A 21,996-nucleotide genomic window follows, 5' to 3' on the forward strand; every position below is an offset into this window, starting at 1 on the left:
GCAGTGAAGGTGGCGAGTTGTATGACATGGTCTCCTGCCGGCCAAGGTTCGGTCTGCTCGGCGGAGCCGACGTTCGGGCACGTTGACGTCGCGCGCGCAGTCTCATCGCTCTACGTGGGGCTGCCGACCATCCGCCTGATCAAGTCGGGCAGCGCGAATACCCGCCTGGGGTAGGCGTCTGACACTCGGCTCGCCGTACACGGCAACCGCATGAGGTGCAGACGGGGCCCGCGCGAATCGCGGCGCCGGACCACCGGACCTGAGAGAACTTGCTTGCCCCGAACTGAGCCCGGGGCAGGCGAGTGCTCAGCACTAGGCGCACTGTTCGCACTGAGCGTGGCCGCCCTCGCCGATGGCACGATCCTGCGATGGAATCTGCTGTTCGGTCGGGCAGTCGTCAAACGCGTGAGCACATCGGGGCCGCTCGGGTTCGTCGAGTGGTAGGTCGACACTCTCGTCGTCATCGACGGCTCCTCGGGTGACGCGGGGGCGAGACCCGACACAGTGTCGCCTCAGAGAGTGCGGTGGGCAACGTGCGAGACTCATGCCGGCGCCGCACGGTCGCCGCCAAACATGGGGGCACGCACAGCATGAGTCAGATGGGACAGTTCGTCTGGGGCATCGCCGATCAACTTCGCGGCGTCTACAAGCCGCACCAGTACGGCGACGTCATCCTGCCGATGACCATCCTGCGACGCCTCGACGCAGTCATGGCCGACCACCGCTCGGAGATCGCCAAGGTGGTCGAGAGCACAACGAACGACGAGCTGCGCGACGCGCGTGTCAAGCAGACGACGGGCCTGACGTTCCACAACGCCACCAGGTGGACGTTCGCGTCGCTCGTCGCTGACCCCGAAGGGCTCGCGTCGAACCTCGTCGACTACATCTCCGGCTTCAGCAGCACGATCGACGTGTTCGAGCGCTTCCGCTTCGAGCAGGAGATCGCGCAGATGGCCGAGTCGAATCGACTGCTGCTCGTCGTGCAGGCATTCGCGCGCGTCGACCTGCATCCCTCGAAGGTCTCGAACGCCGAGATGGGCGACCTGTTCGAGGAGCTCATCCGCAAGTTCGCGGAGGCGTCGAACGAGACCGCGGGTGAGCACTTCACCCCGCGCGATGCGATCCGTCTGGTCGTCGATCTGCTCTTCGCGCGCGATGACGACGGCCTGACAGAGCCCGGTGCGATCCGCTCTATCTACGACCCGACCGTCGGCACGGGCGGCATGCTGTCCGTCGCCGAGGAACACCTTGTCGGCACCGCTGAGCACGCGGGCCGCAACCCCGACGCTCGCCTCAACCTCTTCGGCCAGGAGATCAACGGCCAGTCGTACGCCATCTGCAAGTCCGACATGATCGCGAAAGGGCAGGACGCTCGCAACATCCGGCTGGGGGACACGCTGGCCGACGATCTGTTCGCCGGGCAGACGTTCGATTACGTGCTGTCGAACCCGCCGTACGGCGTTGATTGGAAGTCGTCGCAGGAGGCCGTGAAGCGCCACGTACAGGAGGCAGGTGAGGCGAGCCGCTTCCCCGGCGGCCTGCCGGCGATCAGCGACGGACAGATGCTCTTCCTGCAGCACGTCGCGACCAAGATGCGGCCGCTGCAGCACGGTACGAGGCAGCAGGGAGGCCGCGCGGGCATCGTGCTGAACGGCTCGCCACTGTTCACGGGCGCTGCGGAGTCGGGGCCCAGCGAGGTTCGGCGCTGGCTGCTCGAGCACGACCTCGTCGACGCCATCGTCGCGCTGCCGACGAACATGTTCTACAACACCGGCATCGCCACATATGTGTGGGTGCTCGACAATGCGAAGCCCGCCGAGCGGCAGGGCACGGTGCAACTCATCGACGGTTCGTCGTTCTTCTCGAAGATGCGCAAGAGCCTTGGAGCGAAGAGCCGAGAGCTCACGCCCGCCGATCGCGACCGCGTGCTCGCCCTCTACGCCGAGCACGCCAACAACGAGCATTCGAAGGTGCTGCCGACCAATGCGTTTGGCTTTTGGACGATCACCGTCGAGCGCCCGCTTCGCGACGACGCCGGCGAGATCGTGCGCGACCGATCGGGCAAGCCGAAGGCGGACGCGAAGTTGCGCGACACGGAGACCGTGCCGTTCACGTACGGCGGGAACGCGGCTGGGCAGGATGCGCGCGAAGCGACGATCCAGGCGTACGTCGCCGCCGAGGTCACACCTCACGTGCCCGACGCCTGGATCGACGCGAAGAAGACAAAGGTCGGCTACGAGATCCCGTTCACACGGCACTTCTACCGCTATGTGCCGCCGCGCCCGCTCGAGGAGATCGATCGTGACCTCGACTCGCTCGTTGCCGAGATTCGCGCGCTGCTGAATCGGGTTGAGGCGTGAAGTGGGTGCCGCTCAAACGGCTCGTCGATGAGCGGCGTCCCCTCACGTACGGCATCGTTCAAGCTGGCCCGGATACTCCAGACGGCGTCCCGTATATCCGTCCGATCGATATGCGCGGTCACCGTGGCGTGGTGGTTGAAGCACTGCAGCGCACAACCGCTGAGGTGGACGCAAGTTATCGGCGCTCGCGGATTGTCGCTGGCGACATCGTCGTGTCCATCGGCCCGGGTTTTGGCAAGACGATGATCGTGCCGGCCGATCTGGACGGCGCCAATCTGACGCAGGGCACTGCTCGGGTCGCGGCCGGACCGCACGTCGACTCCCGCTACCTCATCTGGGCATTGCAGTCCGCAACCTCGCTCGCTCACTGGCAGAGGTCAGTCGGCGGCGCGACTTTCCGAGCTTTGAACCTCGGCCCGCTGGCTCAAACGCCGATTCCGTCATGGGGGCTAGCCAACGAGCGAGCGATTGCCGACTACCTCGACCGCGAGACCGCGCAGATCGACGCGCTCATCGCGAAGCAGGAGCAGCTCATCGCGACCCTCCGCGAGCGGCGTGTCGCTGCGGCTGCTTCGATGGTCGGCGATGCCGGCGGCCGAACCGCTCGCATCAAGGATGTAGCTGCACTCGTCAACGGATACCCGTTCGACGCTGGGCTCTTTCGCGACTCTGGGGATATCCCGCTCGTCCGCATTCGCGACATTCTTGGAAGCACGTTTGGAACATTCCTCGCTCGTGAGCAAGTGCCCGACACCGCTCTGGTGCGCGATGGCGACCTCGTGATCGGAATGGATGGAGACTTCAACTCCACGCTCTGGTCTCGGGGCGCGGCAGCGTTGAACCAGCGAGTATGTCTGCTTCGCGAGACCGGTGACGCATCGATGAGTTACCTCAGTTACGCACTGCCGACGTACTTGGGAGTTATCAACGACCTCACGTACTCGACGACGGTCAAGCACCTGTCATCGAAGCAGGTGCTCAACATCGCGCTTCCGCTCCCACCGCTGGACGAACAGCGACGCGTCGCGGCCCAGCTCGACGAGCAGATGATGAAGATCGACGCGCTCATCGGAAAGGCGCAGCAGTTCATCATGCTCGCGAAGGAGCGGCGTGCCGCGCTCATCACCGTGGCTGTGACGGGACAGATCGCCGTGCCCGGGTTTGATCCTGACGAGACGACGAAGGTGGCGTGAGGATGGGCATCCAGCACGAGCAGGCATTCGAGCAGGAGATCTGCGACGCGCTGGAGGAGCGCGGCTGGGTCGTGTCCCAGAGCGACAAGCAGCCGGGCGCTGAATACGACAAGCAGCGCGCGCTCATACCGGGGGACGTGCTGGAGTGGCTGCAGCAGACGCAGCCCGAGCAGCTCGCGAAGGTCGTGAAGGCCGACGCATCCGAGCTCGAGCAATCCAAGCAACGTGAGCAGCTGCTCGACCGGCTCGTGAAGACGCTGAACTTGCCGCTCGAGTCTGGTGGCGGCACGCTGCACGTGCTGCGCAAGGGCTTCAAGCATCTCAATGCGACGTTCCGCATGGCCACGTTCAAGCCGGCCACCGGCATCAACGCGCAGACGCTTGCCGAGCATGAGGCGGTGCGATTGCGGGCCGTGCGGCAGGTGTACTACTCGGCCAAGGGGAAGCAGTCGATCGACCTCGTGCTGTTCGTCAACGGCCTGCCCGTGGCGACGCTCGAGCTGAAGACCGACAACGTGCAGGCGCTCGACGACGCAGTGAAGCAATACCGCGTCGACCGCAGCCCGAAGGGCGAGCCGCTGTTGGGCTTCGCGAACCGGTGCCTCGTGCACTTCGCCGTCTCGAACGACCGCGTCGCCATGACGACGCGCCTCGACGGCGCCGCCACGCGCTTCCTCCCATTCGATCGCGGCGACGACGGCGCATCCGGCAACCCCCCCGTCGCGGGCAAGGCCGCATCGTCGTACCTGTGGGAGCGGGTGCTCGAGCGCGGCGCGTGGCTGCACATCCTCGGTCGACTGCTGCACCTCGAGCACACGCAGCACACCGATCCCATCACGGGCGCGATCGAGAAGCGCACGACGCTGCTGTTCCCGCGCTTCCACCAGTGGGAGCTCGTGACGAGCCTTCTGGCGACGGTGCGTGAAGAGGGGCCGGGGCAGCGGTACCTCGTGCAGCACTCCGCCGGCTCGGGCAAGACGAACTCGATCGCATGGCTCGCACACGGGCTCGCGACACTGCACGACACGGCCGATGCGAAGGTGTTCGACTCGGTGATCGTCGTGACCGACCGCACGGTGCTCGACGACCAGTTGCAGCAGGCCATCCGTGGCATCGAGGGCGTCGACGGCACCGTGGCCACGATCAATGCAGATGCCGTGCGCAAGGCGGGCGACGACGTGCAGGCCAAGTCGGCGCTTCTGGCGCAGGAGCTCGCTTCCGGACGCCTCATCATCGTCGTGACGCTGCAGACCTTCCCATTTGCGCTCGAGGCCATTCGTCAGACACCCGGCCTCGCGTCGAAGCGGTTCGCGATCATCGCCGACGAGGCGCACTCGTCGCAGACCGGCGCTGCCGCGAAGGAGCTGCGGAAGGTCCTCACCGCCGACGAGCAGGCGGCGCTCGACGATGGCGGCGAGCTGGACGTCGAAGCGATGCTGGCCCACGAGATGACGAACCGTGCCGCATCCGCGAACCTCTCGTTCTTCGCGTTCACGGCAACGCCGAAGGCGAAGACGATGGAGCTGTTCGGCCGGCCTGCGACGCCGGGTGGGCTACCCGCGCCGTTCCACGTCTACTCGATGCAGCAGGCGATCGAGGAGGGTTACATCCTTGACGTGCTCCGCAACTACACGACCTACTCGACCGCCTTCCGGGTCGCGGAGGCCGCCAAGCGACGGCTGCAGATCGTCGAGGAGGTCGACGAGGCGGAGGCGACGAAGGGCCTCATGCGGTGGGTGTCGCTGCACCCGACGAACATCGCGCAAAAGGTGCAGATCATCGTCGAGCACTACCGCGCCAACGTCGCGCACCTGCTCGACGGGCACGCGAAGGCGATGGTCGTCACCGCGTCGCGCGAGGCGGCCGTGCGCTACAAGGAGGCCATCGACCGATACATCGCATCGAAGGGCTACCGCATGGGTACGCTCGTCGCCTTCTCGGGGTCGCTGACGGAGGAGCAGACCGCCGGCGTCGCCTTCGCGCACGCCGAGCCGCCGTACACGGAGGCGAACCTCAACACGAAGATGCGCGGGAGGGCGCTGCCGGTCGCGTTGGGCAGCGACGACTTCCAGATCCTCATCGTCGCGAACAAGTATCAGACCGGCTTCGACCAGCCGCTGCTGTGCGCCATGTACGTCGACAAGCGGCTCGCGGGCGTCGCGGCCGTGCAGACGCTGTCGCGCCTCAACCGCACCTACGCCGGCGGCGGCAAGGACACCACTTACATCCTCGACTTCGTGAACGACCCCGACGAGATCCTCGCGTCGTTCCAGCCGTATTATCGCGACGCGTCGCTCGAGCGGGAGTCCGACCCGAACGTCGTGCATGACCTGCAGTCGAAGCTCGACGCCGCATTGATCTACTCGCATGCCGACTTCGAAGCGTTCGCGTCCGCGTTCCTCGGTGCCGGCGGCTCCGGCCCGAAGCACGGTGCGCACACCGCGCCCCTGAAGGTCGCTGCCGACCGGTTCAATCAGCGGTACTCGGCCGCGGTCGCCGACGAAGATCGTGCCGAACTGGAGGTGCTCGATGGGTTCCGTAAGGACGTCGGCTCGTTCGTGCGCCTCTACGACTTCCTCTCGCAGATCCTCGACTACGGCGACACCGACCTCGAGAAGCGCTCGCTCTACCTGCGACTGCTGTTGCCGCGCCTCACTGGCCGCGTCTCGCCTGACGCCATCGACCTCTCTGCTGTCGAGCTCACGCACATCAAGCAGACGCGCTCGGGTGAGCACGCGCTCGTCCTTGGGCCAGATGCGAACCCCCTGCGGGCCTCGACGTCCGGAGAGACCGGCACCGCGCGCGACCCCCGCCTCGCCCGGCTTGCTGAGATTCTCGAGCGGATCAACGACCTGTTCGCTGACCACGACTTTGCCGAGTCGTCGATCGAGTCGTGGGTGCAGGGTGTGGTCACCGTGCTCGACGACCATGCCGACCTGCACATGCAGGCCGCCGCGAACTCCGCCGCCCAGTTCGTCGACTCCCCCGACCTCGACGACGCCGTCGTCGGCGCGATGCTCGCGTCGAACGAGACGAACGGACGCATCGTCGACACGGTCTTCGACCAGCCCGGCCTGCGCCGCGAGGTCGTGCGGTTCATCGGAGAGCTGTTCTACGAGAACGCATTGCAGCGTCGGACGGCGTCTTCTGCGGTCATCGCCGAAGACCATGGGACGTTGGAGTTCCGATCCGACCGGCCGGCGTAGTCGGCAGACCCGTCGTCACCCGCGGCGATAGCGCGCCAGGAGCTCCTGCGCCCCGGCTTCGTCGATCCGGTACCGGTCGCCGACCTTGAACTGACCGTCCAGGCCGTCGCGGCGCATCCACCATCGCAGCGTCTTGGCCTGCACGTTGAGCTGCGTCGCGATCGTGTGAACGGGCACGAACGCGCTCTCCGGGTCGTCATCCCGAGGGTCGAGTCCGACCAGGGCGTGCAGAGCGTCCGGTCCCACGTACTGCGTCGGAGCCGCTACTCCGTACGGGAAGAGCACGCGCTGCTCGGCGAGCTCCCCGACCGCGACCGATGCGCCGAGCTACTCGTCCTCGGGCGTCGCCTGAGACTCCGTGCCGCGCTTGCGCTTGAAGAGCCCCGAGACACGCTCGGAGGCCTTGCCCGCCGCCTCCCGCGCGGCCGAGCCGGCATCCTTCATCGCGGTCAGCGCACGCGCCTCATCGGCAACGCCATCACCGTCCAGATCGATCGGGCGGAAGTAGTCCGCGGCTCCCGACGTCGCATTCGCGATGCGGGTCCCGGCAGCGCCGACCACACCGCCGATGCCTCCACCATCGTCGGGATTCGCGGCATCCAGCTCCTCGACCATGCGTCGATATGCAGCGGCGTCGACGCCCGGAGGCGGCAGCTCGCGAAGATGCTTCATCAGTCGCCCGGACTGCACCTTCAGCGTCACGTACGTCAGCCCACCCGAGACGACACCGCCGACGACCGGCACGACCTTGCTCGCAGCCTTGGCGAAGCTGTCCTTCGTGACGTGCACGCCCACGAACTTCAAGACCTGCTTCATCGGCGTGTACCAAGCCGTCTTCGTGAGCGCGACGCTCGCGATCTTCTTCTGGATCGCCGGTGCCACGGAGTTCGCCGCGAATCGCCCGAGCGCCGCCTGCGCTCCACCGACGCCCATCATGACGCCGAGGAATGCGGTCAGCTTGCCGAGCGTCTCGTCGTCGATGTCGTCGATGTCATCGAGGAACGCCTGCCAGCCGTACACGTAGGCGGTCTTCTGCATCACCCGGAAGGCGTGGATGTAGAACTGCGTGATGTCACCGGGGATGGTCGCGAACATCGCGAAGCCGCCCGGAAGGCCGGCAGCGAACGACAGGGCCGACGACTTGCGGGTCTCGAACTCGATCGAGCTGCGCGCGATGTCGTCGAGCATCGACGGAGCGATGCCAGCGCCGGCCGGATTCTCCTCGATGGCGCGCTTGATCGTTGCGCGGTCGATGCCTCGCTTGTGCAGCTCGGAGGTCAGGAACTTGACGCGATCGATGCGCACGCCGCGGAGACGGAGCACCTTGAGGAGGAACTCGGCGGCGAACTCCTCGGCCTCGCGACCCTGCTCCTCGGTGAGCTCGTCGATCCGCTCGCGGAGGGTCTGCTCCTCCTGCTCGACAGCGGTGATCGAGGTTTCGTCGATCTCCAGCGTGCCGGGCGTCTCGTCGACCTCGACGGCCGCGGTCGCATCGGGCGTTGGCTCGATCTCTTTCGACGTCGGCTCGCTCGCGTCCTGCTTCTCGTCGCCCATCAGGCTTCCTAACGTCGTGCTCGATGCTTCCGTCGCGACACTGCGACGCTGCGAAACCCAGCCGCCCTTCCTTGAGCGCACGCCGAATGCCGTTCATCGACGCCCGGGCTTCCCCGGGCCGCCGCAACCCGTATCCTGCCCACGTCCCGCAAACGAAGAGGAGCGCCCATGAGCACCGCCGACCGACTCGCCGCCGCACAGGGCGCCACGAAGCGCGACGTCGCCGCCATGACCGCCGCGATCGCCGACCGCGCCGCCGACGCACCCGTGCGAGCCACGTTCCGCGAGGACCGCTATGGGCTCTTCGAGTACGCCGGCGTGCCCGTCACCGTCTCCGACGGCTCGCGCCTCCTCGCCGCGCGCTCCTTCGACTCGGGTACGGGCAAGCCCACGAGCACGCTCCGCGCGTTCGAGGTGCTCGACGACCTCGCCGACGCCGATGGCGAGACGGTCGACGCGACCGACCTCGTGCACGGCGACCTCGCGACGGCGCGCCTCGAGCACGCGCTCTATGGCGCGTTCGACGTCACGGGCGTCGCGCTGCAGACTCCGGATGGCTCGCGCACGCTGGTCGGCGAGTGGATCGTCGCCGCCGACGGCGAGGCCGCGAGCACCGTCACCGCCGTCGCCCGCATCGCGAGCGCCAACGCGCACGACGTGGCGGTGCCGCCCCGACTCGCGCACGTCGAGACCGACGTGGTCTGACGCCGAGCCCGCCATGGACGAGATGCTCGCGACCACGATTCCGAACTGGATCACTGCAGGTTCGGCGTTCCTTGCCGTCGTGTTCTCAGCCATCGCCGCTGGCATCGCGTGGCGCTCGTCGCGACGCGAGCATCGCCGCGACGCTGAGGAGCAGCGCGTCGCCCGCAATGCCCGAGCCCGTCAGGTGACTGCCCGCTGGATCGTCCGCCATCGGGACGGCACCGGCCGAGGTGGAAGCCCGAAGGAGTTCGGGCTGCTCATCACGAACCATGCCCCCACCCCGGTCTACGGGGTGGAGATCGACGCGGTGGTGCATGGCGCGCCGATGCACATCGATTCCATCGACCCGCTCGTCGACGAGCTGTTCATCCGGAGGGATCTTCGCGGCGACCGAGCGACATGGGCGATCCGCACCCATGGTGCCGATGTCGTCAAGACCGAGCCGATCACCGATCTGCGCTGGGAATTGCGAGGCATCGCCTTCGTGCACGACGGCGAGCCGCTCTCGTGGAGGGCTTCCACTCGACCGCTCGAGGCGTGATCTGCCGCGGTCGAGACGGACGTCGTCTGACCTCGACGACGCTCCGCTAGCCATCCGCCCGCGGGGTGCGGCGTCCCCGGCTGTGGAAAATCACATCGGCAAATCTCGCCGCTGATTACGCTGCCTCCGATCCGGCTCACCGACGAGGAGCAGCGATGGCCAGCGCACTTCCCCCATCCGTCCGCCGACGACCGCGCCACGCCGCGGCACCCAAGGCGGCCTGACGTGCACCCCATGCGCCACGTGAAGGGTCTCGACTTCGAGCTGTCGACCGGGCCCATCCGCGAGGAGAGCGACGAGCACTACGTCCTGTCGCTCTGCGAGCGACTCGTCGGCCGCAAGGCACTGCGCCAACACTGCTTCGACTGGCTCCGAGCCGACCCGGATGCGCGCGGCAGTCGCCGCCGGTTGCCGGTGGATGCGTACTGGCCCGAGCAGGCGATGGTCGCCCTCTATCGCGACGTCTGCACGCGCGAACCGGTCCTCGCGGGCAGCACCGTGTCACCACGCACCGAGCAGCGCCGGCTCTACGATGAGCGCCGCCGCATCGAGGTGCGCGTGCACCACATGGGACTCATCGACGTGTCGAGCGATCAGCTCGCGCACAAGGGCACCCGGTTGCTGCGCGACGTCGAGCACGACCTGCAGGTGCTGCAGCCGATGGTCGCCGCTGCGATGCCGTGACCACGCGCAGTGACTGGCAGGATCCCGTCGTCCCCTGACGCTCACGCATCTCCCTGGGAGCGCATCCTGCATGCGAGGATCGCTCCGTGCTGGGCGTGACCGACCTCGGCGGCTTCCTCGTTGGGTTGGCCGTCATCATCCTCATGCCCGGGCCGAACTCGCTCTATGTCCTGTCGGTCGCCGCCCGTCGCGGCATCCGCACCGGGTACGCGGCCGCGAGCGGCGTCTTCATCGGCGACGCCGTGCTCATCTTCCTCACCGCGATCGGCGTCGCATCTGTGCTCGCCGCCAACCCGATGATCTTCACCGCGGTGCAATGGATCGGCGCCGCCTACCTCGCGTTCCTCGCCATCATGTCCCTGCGTGCGGCGTGGAGGCAGTGGCGGCAACGTCGGCTGCTGCAGGATCCGGCCGACACGTCGCCGATGGACCTCGTGCGCCTGGAGGCGGCCGGCATCCAGCCCGCCGAGCTCGACGTCGCCGCGGCTGCCGCCGCATCACGTCGACCGGCCCGGCCAGAGAAGCGCGAGCGACCCTTCCGCCGCGCCCTGGTCGTGAGTCTGCTGAACCCGAAGGCGATCCTCTTCATGTTCGCCTTCTTCGTGCAGTTCGTCGACCCGACGTACGAGGCGCCCGCCCTCACGTTCCTGCTGCTCGGCACGATCCTCGAGGTCGCGAGCGCCCTCTACCTGACGACGCTCATCCTCGTCGGCGCGAGGCTGGCGGATGTGGTGCGCAAGCGCCCGCTCGTGGCCGCCGGCGGCAACGCGGCGATCGGCACGGTGTTCCTCGGCTTCGCGGCGAAGCTGGTGACGACGGCGCACTGACGCCCCATCGCCTGCCCGCGGTCGATGCGTGCCGTCGGCCGCGCGTCAGCGCATCTGCGCGATCGCGCGCTCCGCCCACGCCTCGAGGTGGCCGCCCGTCGCGACTTCGCCGTCTCCTGCCCAGCCGTGCAGCTCGCGTCGCCAGTCCTGCGGGATCGCACTGGCTCCCGCCGCAGCACCGGCGAGGGCGCCCGCGATCGCAGCGACGGTGTCCGTGTCGTTCCCGCACCGCACCGCGAGCACGACCCGGCGCTCGTAGGTGTCGGCGTGCGCGATCGCCGACCACGCCGCCTGCAGCGCGTGCACGACCCATCCGTTCTGCGGGAAGTCCCACGGGTGCATCCGCTCGGCCTCGTCGAGCCTCGCGAGCCACGTCTCGCGTCGGTCGGCGGCGATGTGCTGCGTGCCCGGTCGCACGTCGATCTCGCCGGTGAGGATCGCGCGGCGGATGGCGAGCGACCACAGGACGCACGCGTCACCCGTCTCCGGGTCGAAGTGGGTGAGGTCGCTGATCGTGCGAGCGGTCGCCGCGAGGTCGGGCTCGTCCGCGTCGCTGAGGTAGCCGAGTGCCACCGGCCCCGTGCGCATGAGGCTGCCGTTGCCGCCGCTGCGCCCGATCTGGGCGTGCACGGCCTGCGCCGCGCGTCGTGCGGCGACCGCCGTCGGCTGTTCGAGCGAACCGAGCACCGCGCGGATCTGGTTGCCGACGTCCTTCGCGCCCACGGCCCACTGCGCCCACGTCGCGACGAAGCCGTCGAGCGTCGAGTCGTCGGAGAGGTCGCGACCATCGGCGAGCGCCCGAAGGATCGGCACGGCCATGGAGGTGTCGTCCGTCCATTCGCCGAGCTCCCAGTCGAACGCGCCCCCAGCGCGCATCACGACGGCGTCGTCGCTCGGCAATGGCGGCTGGAACTCGTAGGGCGCCCCGAGCGCGTCGCCGACGGCGGAGCCGAGAATGGCGCCTAGGGCGCGGTCGGTGGTGACGTCGCTGCTCACGAGGCGCCCGGCAGGAGTCCTCGCAGTGCTGCCGCAGCCAATCGTGCTTGGGCTGGGGCGCGGTCATCCACGACGGGCACTCCTTCGACGTCTCGCAGATGCGCAAGCACCGAGCGCTCTGCATCAGTGCGACCGTCCTTCCAGCGGAAGCCCGTCGACACGCTCCCATCCGCAGTGAGGATGCGCCAGTAGTTGGACGGATGCGTCGTACGGATGCGCTCGCTCACCGGACGGGCGTGAGTGCCGAGGGCGACCGCGATGTCGCCGTACGTCGTCCAGGTGCCCATCGGGAGTCGTGTGACGAGCGCCTCGAGGCGTGCCCATAGATCCGTGCCGTCGCCTCGGCCTGTTGACGGCGAATCGGACTCAAAGACGACGGGGTCGTCTGCGCGCGGCTCGACCTCAGCCCTCACGGAGCGGGGCGACGGACTCCACGTCGGCGGAGGCGGCGCCACGATGTAGCCGTTTTGCACGTCGCCGTACACCTCGAGGTTCGCGGCACCTTGCGACCAGAGCCATGCGAGGTGGGCACAGAAGATCGCATCGATCTCATCCTCGACCTTGCCGAGCGATCCGGCGGTCGCTGATCGTTCGACGGCGTCGCGCATCCTCGCCCAGTCGACGCTCGACCGCAGCCGCAGCACCTCGAGCCCCTCCATGAGGTCGAGCAGCCGAACGGTCTCGGCATGCTGCGTCTCGAATCCCTGCTTCTTGCGCTTGTACTTGAGCGTCCGGCCCAGCTCGAAGAGGCCGACCATGGCCGGGTGCGGGTAGACCTCGATGGCGACATGCTCCCGTAGCGATGCCTCGGGGTCGATGCCCAGGCCGAGTCGCTTCGCGAGGGTGAGCGCGCGAGGCGGGTCGAAGTGGGGGTTCGAGGTGTTCGACGGGTACCCGCCCGCATCGAACCGACCGAATGCGGCCTGGATGAGTTGCTCGCACGCCCGCGAGCCTGTGACGTTCGCCACCACCAGCGGCGCATCGATCGCGACGACGCCCGTGCGCGGTGCGTGCCGTTCGATCCATGCGACGATCTCGTCGTCGCCATGGACGCTGGCGGACGCGACGAGCGCACCCCGCTCGTCGACGGCTGCCAGCCCAGTCCTGTTCCGCGGCCCCCAAGCGAGGTCCATGCCGACGTGTCTGATGCGCTCCATGTGGCCTCCTGTCGCGACTCTACGTCGGCTGGATGCATGAACGCTCGGCTGGAGGCCGTGCCCTGTCGACTCAGGGGGAAGGCCCCTACAGTCAGCTCATGCGCCAGGAGATTCGCATCCCGTATGAAGTAGCCGATGCCCTGCGGTACTACGTGTACGCCCTGCGAGATCCTCGCGATGGCCACGTCTTCTACGTCGGCAAGGGCGCGGGTGCTCGCATTCAGGCACATCAGCGCGAGGCCGATAAGGATCCTGCGTCAGAGCGCGCGAAGCTGCGCACCATCTCGGACATCGAGTCGGCCGGGCGCGAGGTCGAGCTGCTCTTCCTCCGCACCGGCATCGACGAGGAATCGACGGCCTTCGCTGTTGAGCAAGCCGTCATCGACTCGTACATGGCGGGTGGCCACGCCCTGACGAACCTCGTCCGCGGTCATCACTCCGGAGCGCTCGGCCTTGCCTCCCTCGCCGCTGTCGTTGCCCGGCACGAGGCCCTGCCGTGCCCACCGGTTCCGGCCCCGCTCATCATGGTCAAGATCCAAGACGGGTGGCGGCCCGACTGGAACGAGAGGCAGATCTACGAACAGACGCGGGGGCACTGGAAGATCGCGAGATGGGTCCGCCAGCGCGCGCAGTACTGCCTAGGCGTCGCGCACGGCGTGGTGCGCGGCGCCTACCGAATCGACGAGTGGTTCCCTTCGGAGCAGCCATGGGATCAGGGGAGGGATCGATGGGGATTCCGCGGGATTCCGGCCGACGACCTCGCCCATGTCGTCGGCACGGAGGTACGCGACGTCTTCCCGAATCGGGTGATGTATCGGCGCTTCATCGACGGGTACCCGGGAGCGGAGGTGAATGCATCGGTCACTGACTGAGCCTCTCCACCCGCCTGTGGAGAACCCGCACGGGCGCGGCCGCTCTGCTCGTATGGTCGCGAGCATGAGGCGACGGGTTCGTTACGCAACTTGCATCTTCGCCGCCACGACCATGGTGCTGCTGGGCGGATGCAGTGCGGACACCCCTTCCGAGCCCAATCCTGGCCCGGTCGCATCCTCGTCTCACGCGTCGCCTCAGGAGTCGGCGGAAGCCAACTACAGGCAGTACCTGGCTGCTGTCACTGAGATGTATGTCACCGGAGATGACGATTACACCGAGTTGCTCGAGTTCGCGACTGCCGAGATGGCGTCGCGCGAGGCAGCCGCAGTTGCAGAATTGGCAGCTAACGGAGTCACTGTCGAAGCCTGGTACACCGTGGAACGATTCGGAACCGTGTCCTTGAGCGAGCAAGTGCTCGAGTTGCCGGTTTGTGTAGACGTAGCGGCGGTTCGCCTATTCGGACCCACCGGGTCGGACTTCACACCAACCGGCAGGCCCGATCACGTTCCGTTGAATCTGCGCTTCGACGTAATGCCCGGTGAGATGCCCCTCCTCGATGCTCAAGATCCCTGGGATCCGGCCAAGGCGAGTCCATGCGTGCAGTAGCAGTCATGACACTCGCTCTGGTGTCTCTTTGCCCTCTGGCGCCTTCACAAGCGTCAGGGACATGCAGTGGCGCCAACGTCGTCACCTCATGTCAGTACGGGGACGTTGCGCTTCAAGTGGGTCGGCAACTGACAGTTGACGCCGGTTCCAGCGACCAGAGTGGTGCGCCCAACCAGGCACCGACGAGTGCTGGGGCAAGCGCGCGCGCTGGCAAACCTGCTCGCCACCTTCGATGTGCTCGCGGCCTCTCGTCCTGCGACGGGACCTCTGTCTCGGCCCCTACCCCGGTCGGTGCCCCGTCGGCCATGACGATCGCCGACCTCGCATCCTTCACCCCGGCCGTCGGCGAGCTCATCGTGCAGCCCACGAACTGGGGCGTGCTCGGCGTCCCGACGAACTTCGTGGCGACCGCCACGGAGCACGTGCAGGCAGGCACGCTCCTCGGGCAGCCCGTGCAGGTGCGGTGGCGGCCCGTCGCGTTCGCGTTCGACTACGGCGATGGCACGCGGGTCACCTCGAACGAGGCGGGCGCCCTGTGGCGGAGCACCGCCGACGACTGGTCTCGCACATCCACGAGCCACGAGTATCAGCAGCGCGGCGAGTACACGGCGAGCGTCACCATCACGTTCGAGGCGGACGTCGGCAGCGGCGCCGGATGGACGACGGTGCCGGGCACCCTCGAGCTGGCGGCACCCGCCGAGCCCGTGCGGGTGTTCGAGGTGCACACGGTGCTGACGCGTGGGGACTGCGTCGAGTACCCGGACGATCCGGGATGCTCGCCGTAGCCATCCGCGCGCACGCGCCGCCGAGTTATCCACAGGCCGCGTCCGCACCTGGAGCGACCCCCGAGCGCCGCCATACGATGCCGCCCATGACGGCTGCCGCGTTCGCGTTCCTCGACGAGCCGTTCACCTCCGCATATGACGCGCCGGCGCCCGTCAACGTCTTCACCGTCGCCGGCTTCACGCGGCGCGAGACCGTCGCATCCAACGTCCTCGCCTTCCTGCTCGACCCGAACGAGCGCCACCGCTTCGGCACGACCTTCGTCGACGCGCTGCTCACGCTCCTCGACGGCGCGCAGACCTCGACGGGCGATGCCTTCGAGGCCGGGCGTGCCAGAGGCTCGAGCGAGTGGAGCACGGCGACGGAGGTCCCGACCGACCGCCACACTCGCATCGACGTGCTGCTCGAGAACGACGATCTCGACATCGCGATCGTGGTCGAGAGCTCGCTCGACGCGGCGGTCGCCAACCCGTTCGGCTCCTACGTCGAGAGGGCATCACGCAGTCACGGCACGGTCGTCGCTGCCGTGCTCGCGCCCGCGCATCACGACCGAGATGCGGCGCCGCTGGGCATTCGCCTGCTGCGCTACGACGACCTCTTCGAGGCGGCCGACGCTGCCCTCTACGAGGTCGGGCCCACGGCCGAGCCGCGCAGCCTCGAGCTGTATGCGCAGTTCCGCGAGGCGATGAGCGAGAGGATCACCACGATGTTGATCGAGCAGGAGCAGTGGCGGCTCGACGAGCTCTGGGCGGCGATCGAGCATCACCAGGATCAGGTGCTCGACTTCTTCACCGCGATCGACGCCGTCAACAGGGTGCTCGTGGCCCGCGGCACGCGCCTGCAGCGAGCGATCGGCGAGCGGCTCGAGGCCGAGGGCATCGAGCACTCGTCGTGGCTCGTGAACGCCGGCGACCACGCCTGGGGCCGCAGCCGCGGCGAGCGCGCCCTCGTCTACGTCGGCTTCAACGCCGTCAAGAGCGGCACGATCGAGCTGCTCATCGGATGGCTGCCGCGTACCGGCACGTATGGGTACCGCGTCACGGCGTACCAGCGCCGCAACCGTCCGACGCGGCCTTGGGACCACATCCCCCTCGGCTTGCCGCTCCACGCACCCGAGGATGCGGTCGTCGAGCGCTTCACCGCACTCGCGCAGCGCTGGGTCACGGGCGAGCGGCCCGACTGAACGCCGCGCGGCCACCACCGCGTGCTCGAGGACCCTCTCCGAAGGAGACCCCACGAGAGCAGACGACGCGACGATGGCGCGAAGCAGAGGCTGCGCTGCATCTGCCGGCTCGACCTCAGCCACGACACCGATCGTCCCCACGGCCCGGGTGGGGCTGCGGAATGGCGCTCGGAACACGGCGAGCACGGCGACCTGCAGGGCGGTGCACCGTGCATGCGACGCCGCGGAGGCAACCCGCACCCAGGAGGCGTGCACGCTCACACGAGGTCGCGCGACTCCCCCGGCGCCGATCCAGCGTCCGCCCGTCTCCGCGCGCGACGAACGAGGAAGATCGTCGCGATCACCACCGCCACGACGACCACCGCGATGACCACCGCGACCATGATGGCCACCTGAACCACACCGGAAGCGCCCATGTCGTCCTACCCCTCAGCAGCTCTTCTGTGCATTCGCGGACGAAGGACCCACGAACGGCTGGAGCCATGTCGGCGAGCTCGTTCCGACCATCGTGCCCATGAGCACGACCTCCGCCGTCGCTGGCAGTGAGACGGAGTGGCCCGTCCCCTTCGTCACGTGGAGATGCTCTCGCATCATGCCAGGGCCCCATTCCAGTCGAAGAGGAGCGCGGTCGTTCGACCTTCGCACGGTGCTCAGGCCTCGTCGGCCGAGTGCGCCATGATGCCAGCTCGAGTGACGAGCGCAGACGAACGCGCGGCGCTCACGACGCGGCCCGCACGAGCCCTTCCTCGTCGCCGCATCCGACCAGCACCGACTCGGCGGCCGCCCGCGCCGACGCCGTGATGCTCAGCTCGTACCGCGCGAGGCCGTCGACGATCGTGATGACGTACGAGCAGTGCACGGCCTCGACGGGCGGCAGCCACTCGTCGAAGTCCGAGTCGCTGCGCGACTGGTTGATCTGGCCCTCGACGGCGAGCAGCAGCGACGTGTCGTTCGCGAACAGCAGGCGCTGCTCGTCCGTCCACGCCCACGCGCCGCTGCGCCAGGCGAGCGCCAGCGGGATGAGGTGGTCGATCTGCACGGCCTGCGACGTCTGCTCGCCGTGCAGGAAGGCGATCGTCGCACCCGTGTACGGATCGGCGAGCACGCCGGTCTGCACGATGCAGTGCCGGTCCGGGAACAGCGCGTACGACTCGAGGTCGCGCGCCAGGACGTCGTTGCGCTGGTCGCAGCCGTTGCCGTCGACGTCCGTCCACCGCTCGCCGAACAGGTCGCGCACGTAGTCGGGCCTCGGCGCGCTCGGATCGGTGAGCGGCAGCGCCGCGAGCTGCGCGAGCGCCTCGGAGGATGCCGAAGGGGCAGGCGCGACGGACGGGGTGGCCGACGGCGCTGCGGATGGTGCGACCGACGGCGCGACGAATGGCGCGACCGACGGCGGCGGCGCAGCCGAAGCCGGCGTGGGGGCCGCGCTCGGCGACGACGTCACCGGCTCCGCCCCGACCGCCGACGCGTCGCCCGCCACGAGCGGAGGCACCACGAGGGACGCGACGAGCGCGCTCACCGAGAGCACGAATGCCGCGATGGAGAGCGCGCCGAGCGCGCCCGGTCCCCGCCGAGCCGTCATGCGATCCACACGTGCAGCGGCCTACTCGCAGCCGACGCCGTCGCCGTCGCGGTCGAGGTGGCCGCCGTAGCCGGGCTGGCCGGCTCGGATCGGCGCAGCACCCGCCGCACGCACGGCCGTGCAGTTCGCGTAGTAGGCAGACGCTGCGGGTGCCGCGGGTGCGGCGGCCGCCGGCTGCGACGGTGCCGACACGAGCGGCGCGATCGCCGGGGCGGCAGCCGCCTGCGCTGCGGCGAGCTCGGCCTGGAGCGAGGCGATGGTCGCGTCGCGCTCGGACACGAGCGCCTGCGATGCGGCGAGATCGGTCTGCGCCGTCGTCAGGTCGGTCTGCGCGGTGGCGAGATCGGTCTCCGTCGTGCCGAGCGTCGTCGCGAGCGTCTCGGACTCCTCCTGCGCCGCCAGCAGGTCGTCGCCCTGCTGCTCGACGAGCAGCGACAGCTCGTCGCGCTCGGCCGACATGCCGGTCAGCTGGCCGGTCGTCGTCTCGAGCTCGGTCCGCAGCGTCGAGACCTCGTGCATCTGCCCGATCCCGCCCGCGCACGAGCCGAGTGCGAACAGAGCCACGACGCCGGCACCGATCAGCACGCGCTTCGGCCATCGACGATTCGGCCGCTCAGGCTGACCGCCCCACTCCGGCGTGCCCGTCGCATGCATCGCCGGCGCAGCCATCGGGTTCATCACGGGGTTCGGCACCGTCGGCGGCATGGCAGGGGCTCCCGCCGCACCCGGCGGGAAGGGCTGCTGCACACCCTGCGCCCACGGCAGCGACTGCGCTCGCTCCTGCGCCCATCCGTGCGCCTGCTGCGCGCGATCCTGCGCCCAGCTCTGCGCCTCGCGTGCCCTGTCCGGCAGCCAGCCCCTCGCACGATCGTCCATGCGCACCCTCCACAGCTCATCGGCTGCGGGAGCAGCGTCGCCTGAGCGTACCCCGGCGCTGAGGATTCGTCATCGTGACGAGGTAACGATCGAGACACGAAGACTCACGCGCCGCCCGCCGCCTGCCACGCCCCTCCCCCGCGCGCAACTTCCGCCCGACCCGTACGCGCCACTTCGCGTTTCGTGGCATGGTGGTTCGCTATGGCCGAAACCAGCACAGCCCCGGCAGAGGGCTCCGCTCCAGCGACGAAGCTCAAGCGCGGCATCACGACGCTCCTCCTCTTCTTCTTCATCGTCGGCGACACCCTCGGCGCCGGCATCTACACGCTCATGGGCACCCTCGCCCAGGACGTCGGCGGAGCCCTGTGGGTGCCGCTCATCCTGGCGCTCGTGCTCGCGCTGCTCACGGCCGGCACCTACGCCGAGCTCATCACGAAGTACCCGCACGCCGGTGGCGCAGCGCGCTTCGCCGAGCGCGCGTTCAAGAAGCCGTTCGTGACCTTCCTCATCGGCTTCCTCATGCTGTCGTCGGGCATCACGACGTCTGCGGCCCTCGCGAACGCGTTCGCGGGCGACTACCTGCAGGCGATCGTCGACATCCCGACGATCCCCGTGACGCTCGTCTTCATCGCGCTGCTCATCGTCATCAACATTCGCGGCGTGCGCGAGTCGCTCATCGCCAACGTCGGCGCCACGGTGATCGAGATGACGGGCCTCATCATCATCATCGTGATCGCGGCGCTCGTCATCGGCGGCGGCGGCGGCGACCTGTCGCGCCCCATGACCTTCGCCGAGGGCATCTCGCCGTTCACCGGCGCCTTCGCCGCCACGATCACGGCGTTCTTCTCGTTCCTCGGATTCGAGGCCGCAGCCAACATGGCCGAGGAGGTGAAGAACCCCTCGCGCTCGTACCCGCGCGCACTGTTCGGCGCCATCATCACCGCCGCCGTCGTGTACCTCGCGCTCGCGATCGGCGCATCCATCGTCGTGCCCACCGACCAGCTCGCGCAGTCGGAGGGCCCGCTGCTCGAGGTCATCAACGCATCCGGCTTCGCGTTCCCGACGTGGCTGTTCTCGATCATCGCGCTCGTCGCGATCGGCAACGGCGCCCTGCTGTTCATGGTCATGGCGTCGCGTGCGACGTACGGTCTCGCCGAGGCGAAGCTGCTGCCGAAGATCTTCGGCTCGGTGCTCTCGGGCCGCAAGACCCCGTGGTTCGCGATCCTCGTCGTCGGCCTCGTCACGATGGCGATGTCGTTCGTCGGCGACGTCGGCACGCTCGCCGACACCACGGTGCTGCTGCTCGTGCTCGTCTTCATCTCCGCGAACATCTCGGTGCTCGTCCTGAAGAAGGACGAGGTCAGGCACAAGCACTTCTCGGTGCCGCGCGTCGTGCCCGTGCTCGCGCTCATCGCATCGATCGCGCTGCTCACGCAGCAGTCGCTGCAGACGTGGCTCATCGCCCTCGGCTACGTCGTCGTCGGCACGATCCTCTTCCTCATCGCCCGCGCCGCTCGCAAGCGCGAGTACCAGCAGGGCACGGCCGAGCCGACGCGCTCGATCCCGCTCGAGTAGCCCTCGGCGCCCGTCGGCGATGGCGGGCGCGGATGGATGGATGCGGGGCGGGCCTTCGGGCTCGCCCCGCTTCGTCGTGCTGGCCGTGGGGCGTGGTGCGCGGCGAGCCGCGCACGGGAGCGAGGAGGCCGCCGCGCGGGGTGGATGCCGCGCCGCTCAGGCGCGCATCGCGCCGACGCTCAGCGCGTGCGTGCCGCCGAACGCCGCATGCGCACGAGCTCGACGAGGTAGCCGACGCTGATCGCGTCGCCGAGCACGAGCAGCAGCCGGGCGGCGGCCGCCGTGCGGTCGGGTTCCACGCCGGCGGCGCGGGCCACGGCGAGCGCGCCCGCCGTGTTCCACACGAGGCCGACCGCGACGGTCGCGAGCGCCGCGTCGACGTCACGCCGCGCGTGAGAGCGGGCGGCTCGCATCAGCATGGGCGCCGCGGTGCCGACGCCGCTCGCGGCCACCGCGGCGACCGCCCCGAGTCGGGCACGCCCGCCGCGGCCGGACGCCACGACGAGCGTCGTCGCCGCGCTGCCCGCGAGGTCGAGTGCGAGCAGCAGCAGCAGCGGTCCGCGCGACGACGATCGTGATGCACCCATCCATGCGATCGTCGGCCCTCGTGCGGGCGCCCGCGAGCCCGTTGACGCCACGGCCGGCGCGAACGACGAGGCGGCGGCCGACCCGAGGGTCGACCGCCGCCATCATCCGCTGAGCGACGCGAGATCAGCGACGCGCGGCGACCGCCGAGCGTCGCCGCACCGCGAGGCCCGCGCCGAGCAGCGCCACCGAGAGCAGCAGCATCGGCAGGAGCGCATCCGCTCCCGTACGCGGCAGGTGCGAGCTCGTCGACGATGCCGACGATGCCGAGCCGGCCGGCGCGGACCCGGCAGGCGCGGGCGTGACCTGCACCGGCGCGGGAGCCTCCGGCGCGACCACGACGGGCGCGGCCTCGACGGAGAACCGCATGACGACGGGCGCCACCTCGGCATCGACGTTCGACACCAGCACGACGAGCTCGTGCGCGCCGACCTCGGCATCGGCCGGGATCGTCGCCGCGATGCGCACCGAGCGGGGTCGCAATTCCCCAGCGCACGCGAGCCACCGCCAGATGCGCATCCGCTCGCCGACGGACGCGGACGCGAGACTCCACGCGCCGGAAGCCCGCCGCCGCGATGCGCACGGAGCAGGCTCGCGATCCCCCCGCGCACGCGAGGCCTCGCCAGATGCGCATCCGCGCGGCGACGGACGCAGTCGCGAGGACCCACGAGCCGGGAGCCCGTCGCCGCGATGCGCACGGAGCGGGGTCG

Annotated in this window: 21 protein-coding genes; 12 read left to right on the plus strand and 9 right to left on the minus strand. The window is 68.9% G+C overall.

The features are described 5' to 3' along the window. The first annotated feature begins 524 nt into the window (after positions 1-524). From ACFQPP_RS01210 to ACFQPP_RS01220, 3 genes are read left to right on the plus strand one after another with little or no spacing between them, the layout of a single operon-like run. The gene (locus ACFQPP_RS01210; protein WP_376914653.1) at positions 525-2,360 is read left to right on the plus strand and encodes an N-6 DNA methylase; all 1,836 of its coding nucleotides are present in this window, start codon (positions 525-527) and stop codon (positions 2,358-2,360) included. After that, on the plus strand, positions 2,357-3,553 hold the full coding sequence (locus ACFQPP_RS01215; RefSeq protein WP_376914654.1) for a restriction endonuclease subunit S: 1,197 nt from the start codon (positions 2,357-2,359) through the stop codon (positions 3,551-3,553). Before ACFQPP_RS01210 ends, ACFQPP_RS01215 begins: the two co-directional genes overlap by 4 nt. 2 nt (positions 3,554-3,555) lie before the next feature. Further along, positions 3,556-6,759: a type I restriction endonuclease subunit R gene (locus tag ACFQPP_RS01220; RefSeq protein ID WP_376915284.1), complete on the plus strand. Its 3,204-nt coding sequence runs from the start codon at positions 3,556-3,558 to the stop codon at positions 6,757-6,759. A 15-nt stretch (positions 6,760-6,774) separates the two neighbouring features. On the opposite strand, the gene ACFQPP_RS01225 is transcribed toward ACFQPP_RS01220, so the two are convergent. Both ACFQPP_RS01225 and ACFQPP_RS01230 read right to left on the minus strand, forming a co-directional pair. Continuing rightward, entirely contained in the window at positions 6,775-7,044 is a 270-nt protein-coding gene (locus ACFQPP_RS01225) for a hypothetical protein (protein WP_376914655.1), read from the minus strand. Between the two features lie 42 nt (positions 7,045-7,086). Next, positions 7,087-8,313, minus strand: coding sequence for a hypothetical protein (locus tag ACFQPP_RS01230; RefSeq protein WP_376914656.1), 1,227 nt, complete (start codon positions 8,311-8,313; stop codon positions 7,087-7,089). 168 nt (positions 8,314-8,481) lie between these two features. Between ACFQPP_RS01230 and ACFQPP_RS01235 the strand changes: the two genes are divergently transcribed. The 4 genes from ACFQPP_RS01235 to leuE all read left to right on the plus strand — a co-directional run bounded on the left by ACFQPP_RS01235 (position 8,482) and on the right by leuE (position 11,070). Further along, positions 8,482-9,018: a hypothetical protein gene (locus ACFQPP_RS01235; protein WP_376914657.1), complete on the plus strand. Its 537-nt coding sequence runs from the start codon at positions 8,482-8,484 to the stop codon at positions 9,016-9,018. Positions 9,019-9,031: 13 nt separating this feature from the next. Then, the gene (locus ACFQPP_RS01240; RefSeq protein ID WP_376914658.1) at positions 9,032-9,559 is read left to right on the plus strand and encodes a hypothetical protein; all 528 of its coding nucleotides are present in this window, start codon (positions 9,032-9,034) and stop codon (positions 9,557-9,559) included. 234 nt (positions 9,560-9,793) lie between these two features. After that, positions 9,794-10,243 (plus strand): hypothetical protein, encoded by a 450-nt coding sequence (locus ACFQPP_RS01245; protein ID WP_376914659.1) that lies wholly within the window; start codon positions 9,794-9,796, stop codon positions 10,241-10,243. An 86-nt stretch (positions 10,244-10,329) separates the two neighbouring features. Next, complete coding sequence (gene leuE / locus ACFQPP_RS01250; RefSeq protein ID WP_376914660.1) at positions 10,330-11,070, plus strand: leucine efflux protein LeuE; 741 nt, start codon at positions 10,330-10,332, stop codon at positions 11,068-11,070. Positions 11,071-11,115: 45 nt separating this feature from the next. Here the strand turns inward: leuE and ACFQPP_RS01255 are convergent, their stop codons facing one another. Together ACFQPP_RS01255 and ACFQPP_RS01260 are read right to left on the minus strand one after the other, a co-directional pair. Continuing rightward, entirely contained in the window at positions 11,116-12,066 is a 951-nt protein-coding gene (locus ACFQPP_RS01255) for an ADP-ribosylglycohydrolase family protein (protein WP_376914661.1), read from the minus strand. Then, positions 12,063-13,223 carry a DUF429 domain-containing protein gene (locus ACFQPP_RS01260; protein WP_376914662.1) on the minus strand — a complete coding sequence of 387 codons (1,161 nt, stop codon included), beginning with the start codon at positions 13,221-13,223 and terminating at the stop codon, positions 12,063-12,065. The genes ACFQPP_RS01255 and ACFQPP_RS01260 overlap by 4 nt, the downstream gene beginning before the upstream one ends. A gap of 98 nt (positions 13,224-13,321) precedes the next feature. Between ACFQPP_RS01260 and ACFQPP_RS01265 the strand changes: the two genes are divergently transcribed. From ACFQPP_RS01265 to ACFQPP_RS01280, 4 genes are all read left to right on the plus strand, one after another. Continuing rightward, positions 13,322-14,095: a hypothetical protein gene (locus tag ACFQPP_RS01265; RefSeq protein WP_376914663.1), complete on the plus strand. Its 774-nt coding sequence runs from the start codon at positions 13,322-13,324 to the stop codon at positions 14,093-14,095. A 64-nt stretch (positions 14,096-14,159) separates the two neighbouring features. Further along, positions 14,160-14,702: a hypothetical protein gene (locus ACFQPP_RS01270; RefSeq protein WP_376914664.1), complete on the plus strand. Its 543-nt coding sequence runs from the start codon at positions 14,160-14,162 to the stop codon at positions 14,700-14,702. Positions 14,703-15,007: 305 nt separating this feature from the next. Continuing rightward, a complete protein-coding gene (locus ACFQPP_RS01275) occupies positions 15,008-15,487 on the plus strand; it encodes a hypothetical protein (RefSeq protein ID WP_376914665.1) in 480 nt (159 codons plus the stop codon). A gap of 86 nt (positions 15,488-15,573) precedes the next feature. Then, positions 15,574-16,668 carry a PD-(D/E)XK nuclease family protein gene (locus tag ACFQPP_RS01280; RefSeq protein ID WP_376914666.1) on the plus strand — a complete coding sequence of 365 codons (1,095 nt, stop codon included), beginning with the start codon at positions 15,574-15,576 and terminating at the stop codon, positions 16,666-16,668. A 257-nt stretch (positions 16,669-16,925) separates the two neighbouring features. Here ACFQPP_RS01280 and ACFQPP_RS01285 read toward each other — a convergent pair whose 3' ends face one another. The 3 genes from ACFQPP_RS01285 to ACFQPP_RS01295 form a co-directional block, all read right to left on the minus strand. After that, a complete protein-coding gene (locus tag ACFQPP_RS01285) occupies positions 16,926-17,084 on the minus strand; it encodes a hypothetical protein (RefSeq protein ID WP_376914667.1) in 159 nt (52 codons plus the stop codon). 302 nt (positions 17,085-17,386) lie between these two features. Beyond that, on the minus strand, positions 17,387-18,250 hold the full coding sequence (locus ACFQPP_RS01290; RefSeq protein WP_376914668.1) for an HNH endonuclease family protein: 864 nt from the start codon (positions 18,248-18,250) through the stop codon (positions 17,387-17,389). A 21-nt stretch (positions 18,251-18,271) separates the two neighbouring features. Further along, entirely contained in the window at positions 18,272-19,126 is an 855-nt protein-coding gene (locus tag ACFQPP_RS01295; RefSeq protein WP_376914669.1) for an excalibur calcium-binding domain-containing protein, read from the minus strand. Positions 19,127-19,327: 201 nt separating this feature from the next. Between ACFQPP_RS01295 and ACFQPP_RS01300 the strand changes: the two genes are divergently transcribed. Next, complete coding sequence (locus tag ACFQPP_RS01300) at positions 19,328-20,701, plus strand: APC family permease (RefSeq protein WP_376914670.1); 1,374 nt, start codon at positions 19,328-19,330, stop codon at positions 20,699-20,701. Between the two features lie 179 nt (positions 20,702-20,880). Here ACFQPP_RS01300 and ACFQPP_RS01305 read toward each other — a convergent pair whose 3' ends face one another. Both ACFQPP_RS01305 and ACFQPP_RS01310 read right to left on the minus strand, forming a co-directional pair. Then, a complete protein-coding gene (locus tag ACFQPP_RS01305) occupies positions 20,881-21,288 on the minus strand; it encodes a hypothetical protein (RefSeq protein WP_376914671.1) in 408 nt (135 codons plus the stop codon). Between the two features lie 124 nt (positions 21,289-21,412). Then, positions 21,413-21,769, minus strand: a complete 357-nt coding sequence (locus ACFQPP_RS01310; protein WP_376914672.1) for a hypothetical protein — start codon at positions 21,767-21,769, stop codon at positions 21,413-21,415. Positions 21,770-21,996: the final 227 nt, after the last annotated feature.

It is taken from the genome of Agrococcus sp. GCM10030265, from assembly GCF_042666675.1.
Taxonomy (GTDB): domain Bacteria; phylum Actinomycetota; class Actinomycetes; order Actinomycetales; family Microbacteriaceae; genus Agrococcus.

Coding starts and splice junctions, on each gene's coding strand:
- ACFQPP_RS01270 (WP_376914664.1), top strand. CDS start 14,160: ATGAGGCGACGGGTTCGTTACGCAACTTGCATCTTCGCCGCCACGACC.
- ACFQPP_RS01295 (WP_376914669.1), bottom strand. CDS start 19,126: ATGGACGATCGTGCGAGGGGCTGGCTGCCGGACAGGGCACGCGAGGCG.
- ACFQPP_RS01280 (WP_376914666.1), top strand. CDS start 15,574: ATGACGGCTGCCGCGTTCGCGTTCCTCGACGAGCCGTTCACCTCCGCA.
- ACFQPP_RS01290 (WP_376914668.1), bottom strand. CDS start 18,250: ATGACGGCTCGGCGGGGACCGGGCGCGCTCGGCGCGCTCTCCATCGCG.
- ACFQPP_RS01275 (WP_376914665.1), top strand. CDS start 15,008: ATGACGATCGCCGACCTCGCATCCTTCACCCCGGCCGTCGGCGAGCTC.
- ACFQPP_RS01265 (WP_376914663.1), top strand. CDS start 13,322: ATGCGCCAGGAGATTCGCATCCCGTATGAAGTAGCCGATGCCCTGCGG.
- ACFQPP_RS01245 (WP_376914659.1), top strand. CDS start 9,794: ATGCGCCACGTGAAGGGTCTCGACTTCGAGCTGTCGACCGGGCCCATC.
- ACFQPP_RS01285 (WP_376914667.1), bottom strand. CDS start 17,084: ATGGGCGCTTCCGGTGTGGTTCAGGTGGCCATCATGGTCGCGGTGGTC.
- ACFQPP_RS01260 (WP_376914662.1), bottom strand. CDS start 13,223: ATGGAGCGCATCAGACACGTCGGCATGGACCTCGCTTGGGGGCCGCGG.
- ACFQPP_RS01300 (WP_376914670.1), top strand. CDS start 19,328: ATGGCCGAAACCAGCACAGCCCCGGCAGAGGGCTCCGCTCCAGCGACG.
- ACFQPP_RS01235 (WP_376914657.1), top strand. CDS start 8,482: ATGAGCACCGCCGACCGACTCGCCGCCGCACAGGGCGCCACGAAGCGC.
- ACFQPP_RS01305 (WP_376914671.1), bottom strand. CDS start 21,288: ATGGGTGCATCACGATCGTCGTCGCGCGGACCGCTGCTGCTGCTGCTC.
- ACFQPP_RS01240 (WP_376914658.1), top strand. CDS start 9,032: ATGGACGAGATGCTCGCGACCACGATTCCGAACTGGATCACTGCAGGT.
- ACFQPP_RS01220 (WP_376915284.1), top strand. CDS start 3,556: ATGGGCATCCAGCACGAGCAGGCATTCGAGCAGGAGATCTGCGACGCG.
- ACFQPP_RS01230 (WP_376914656.1), bottom strand. CDS start 8,313: ATGGGCGACGAGAAGCAGGACGCGAGCGAGCCGACGTCGAAAGAGATC.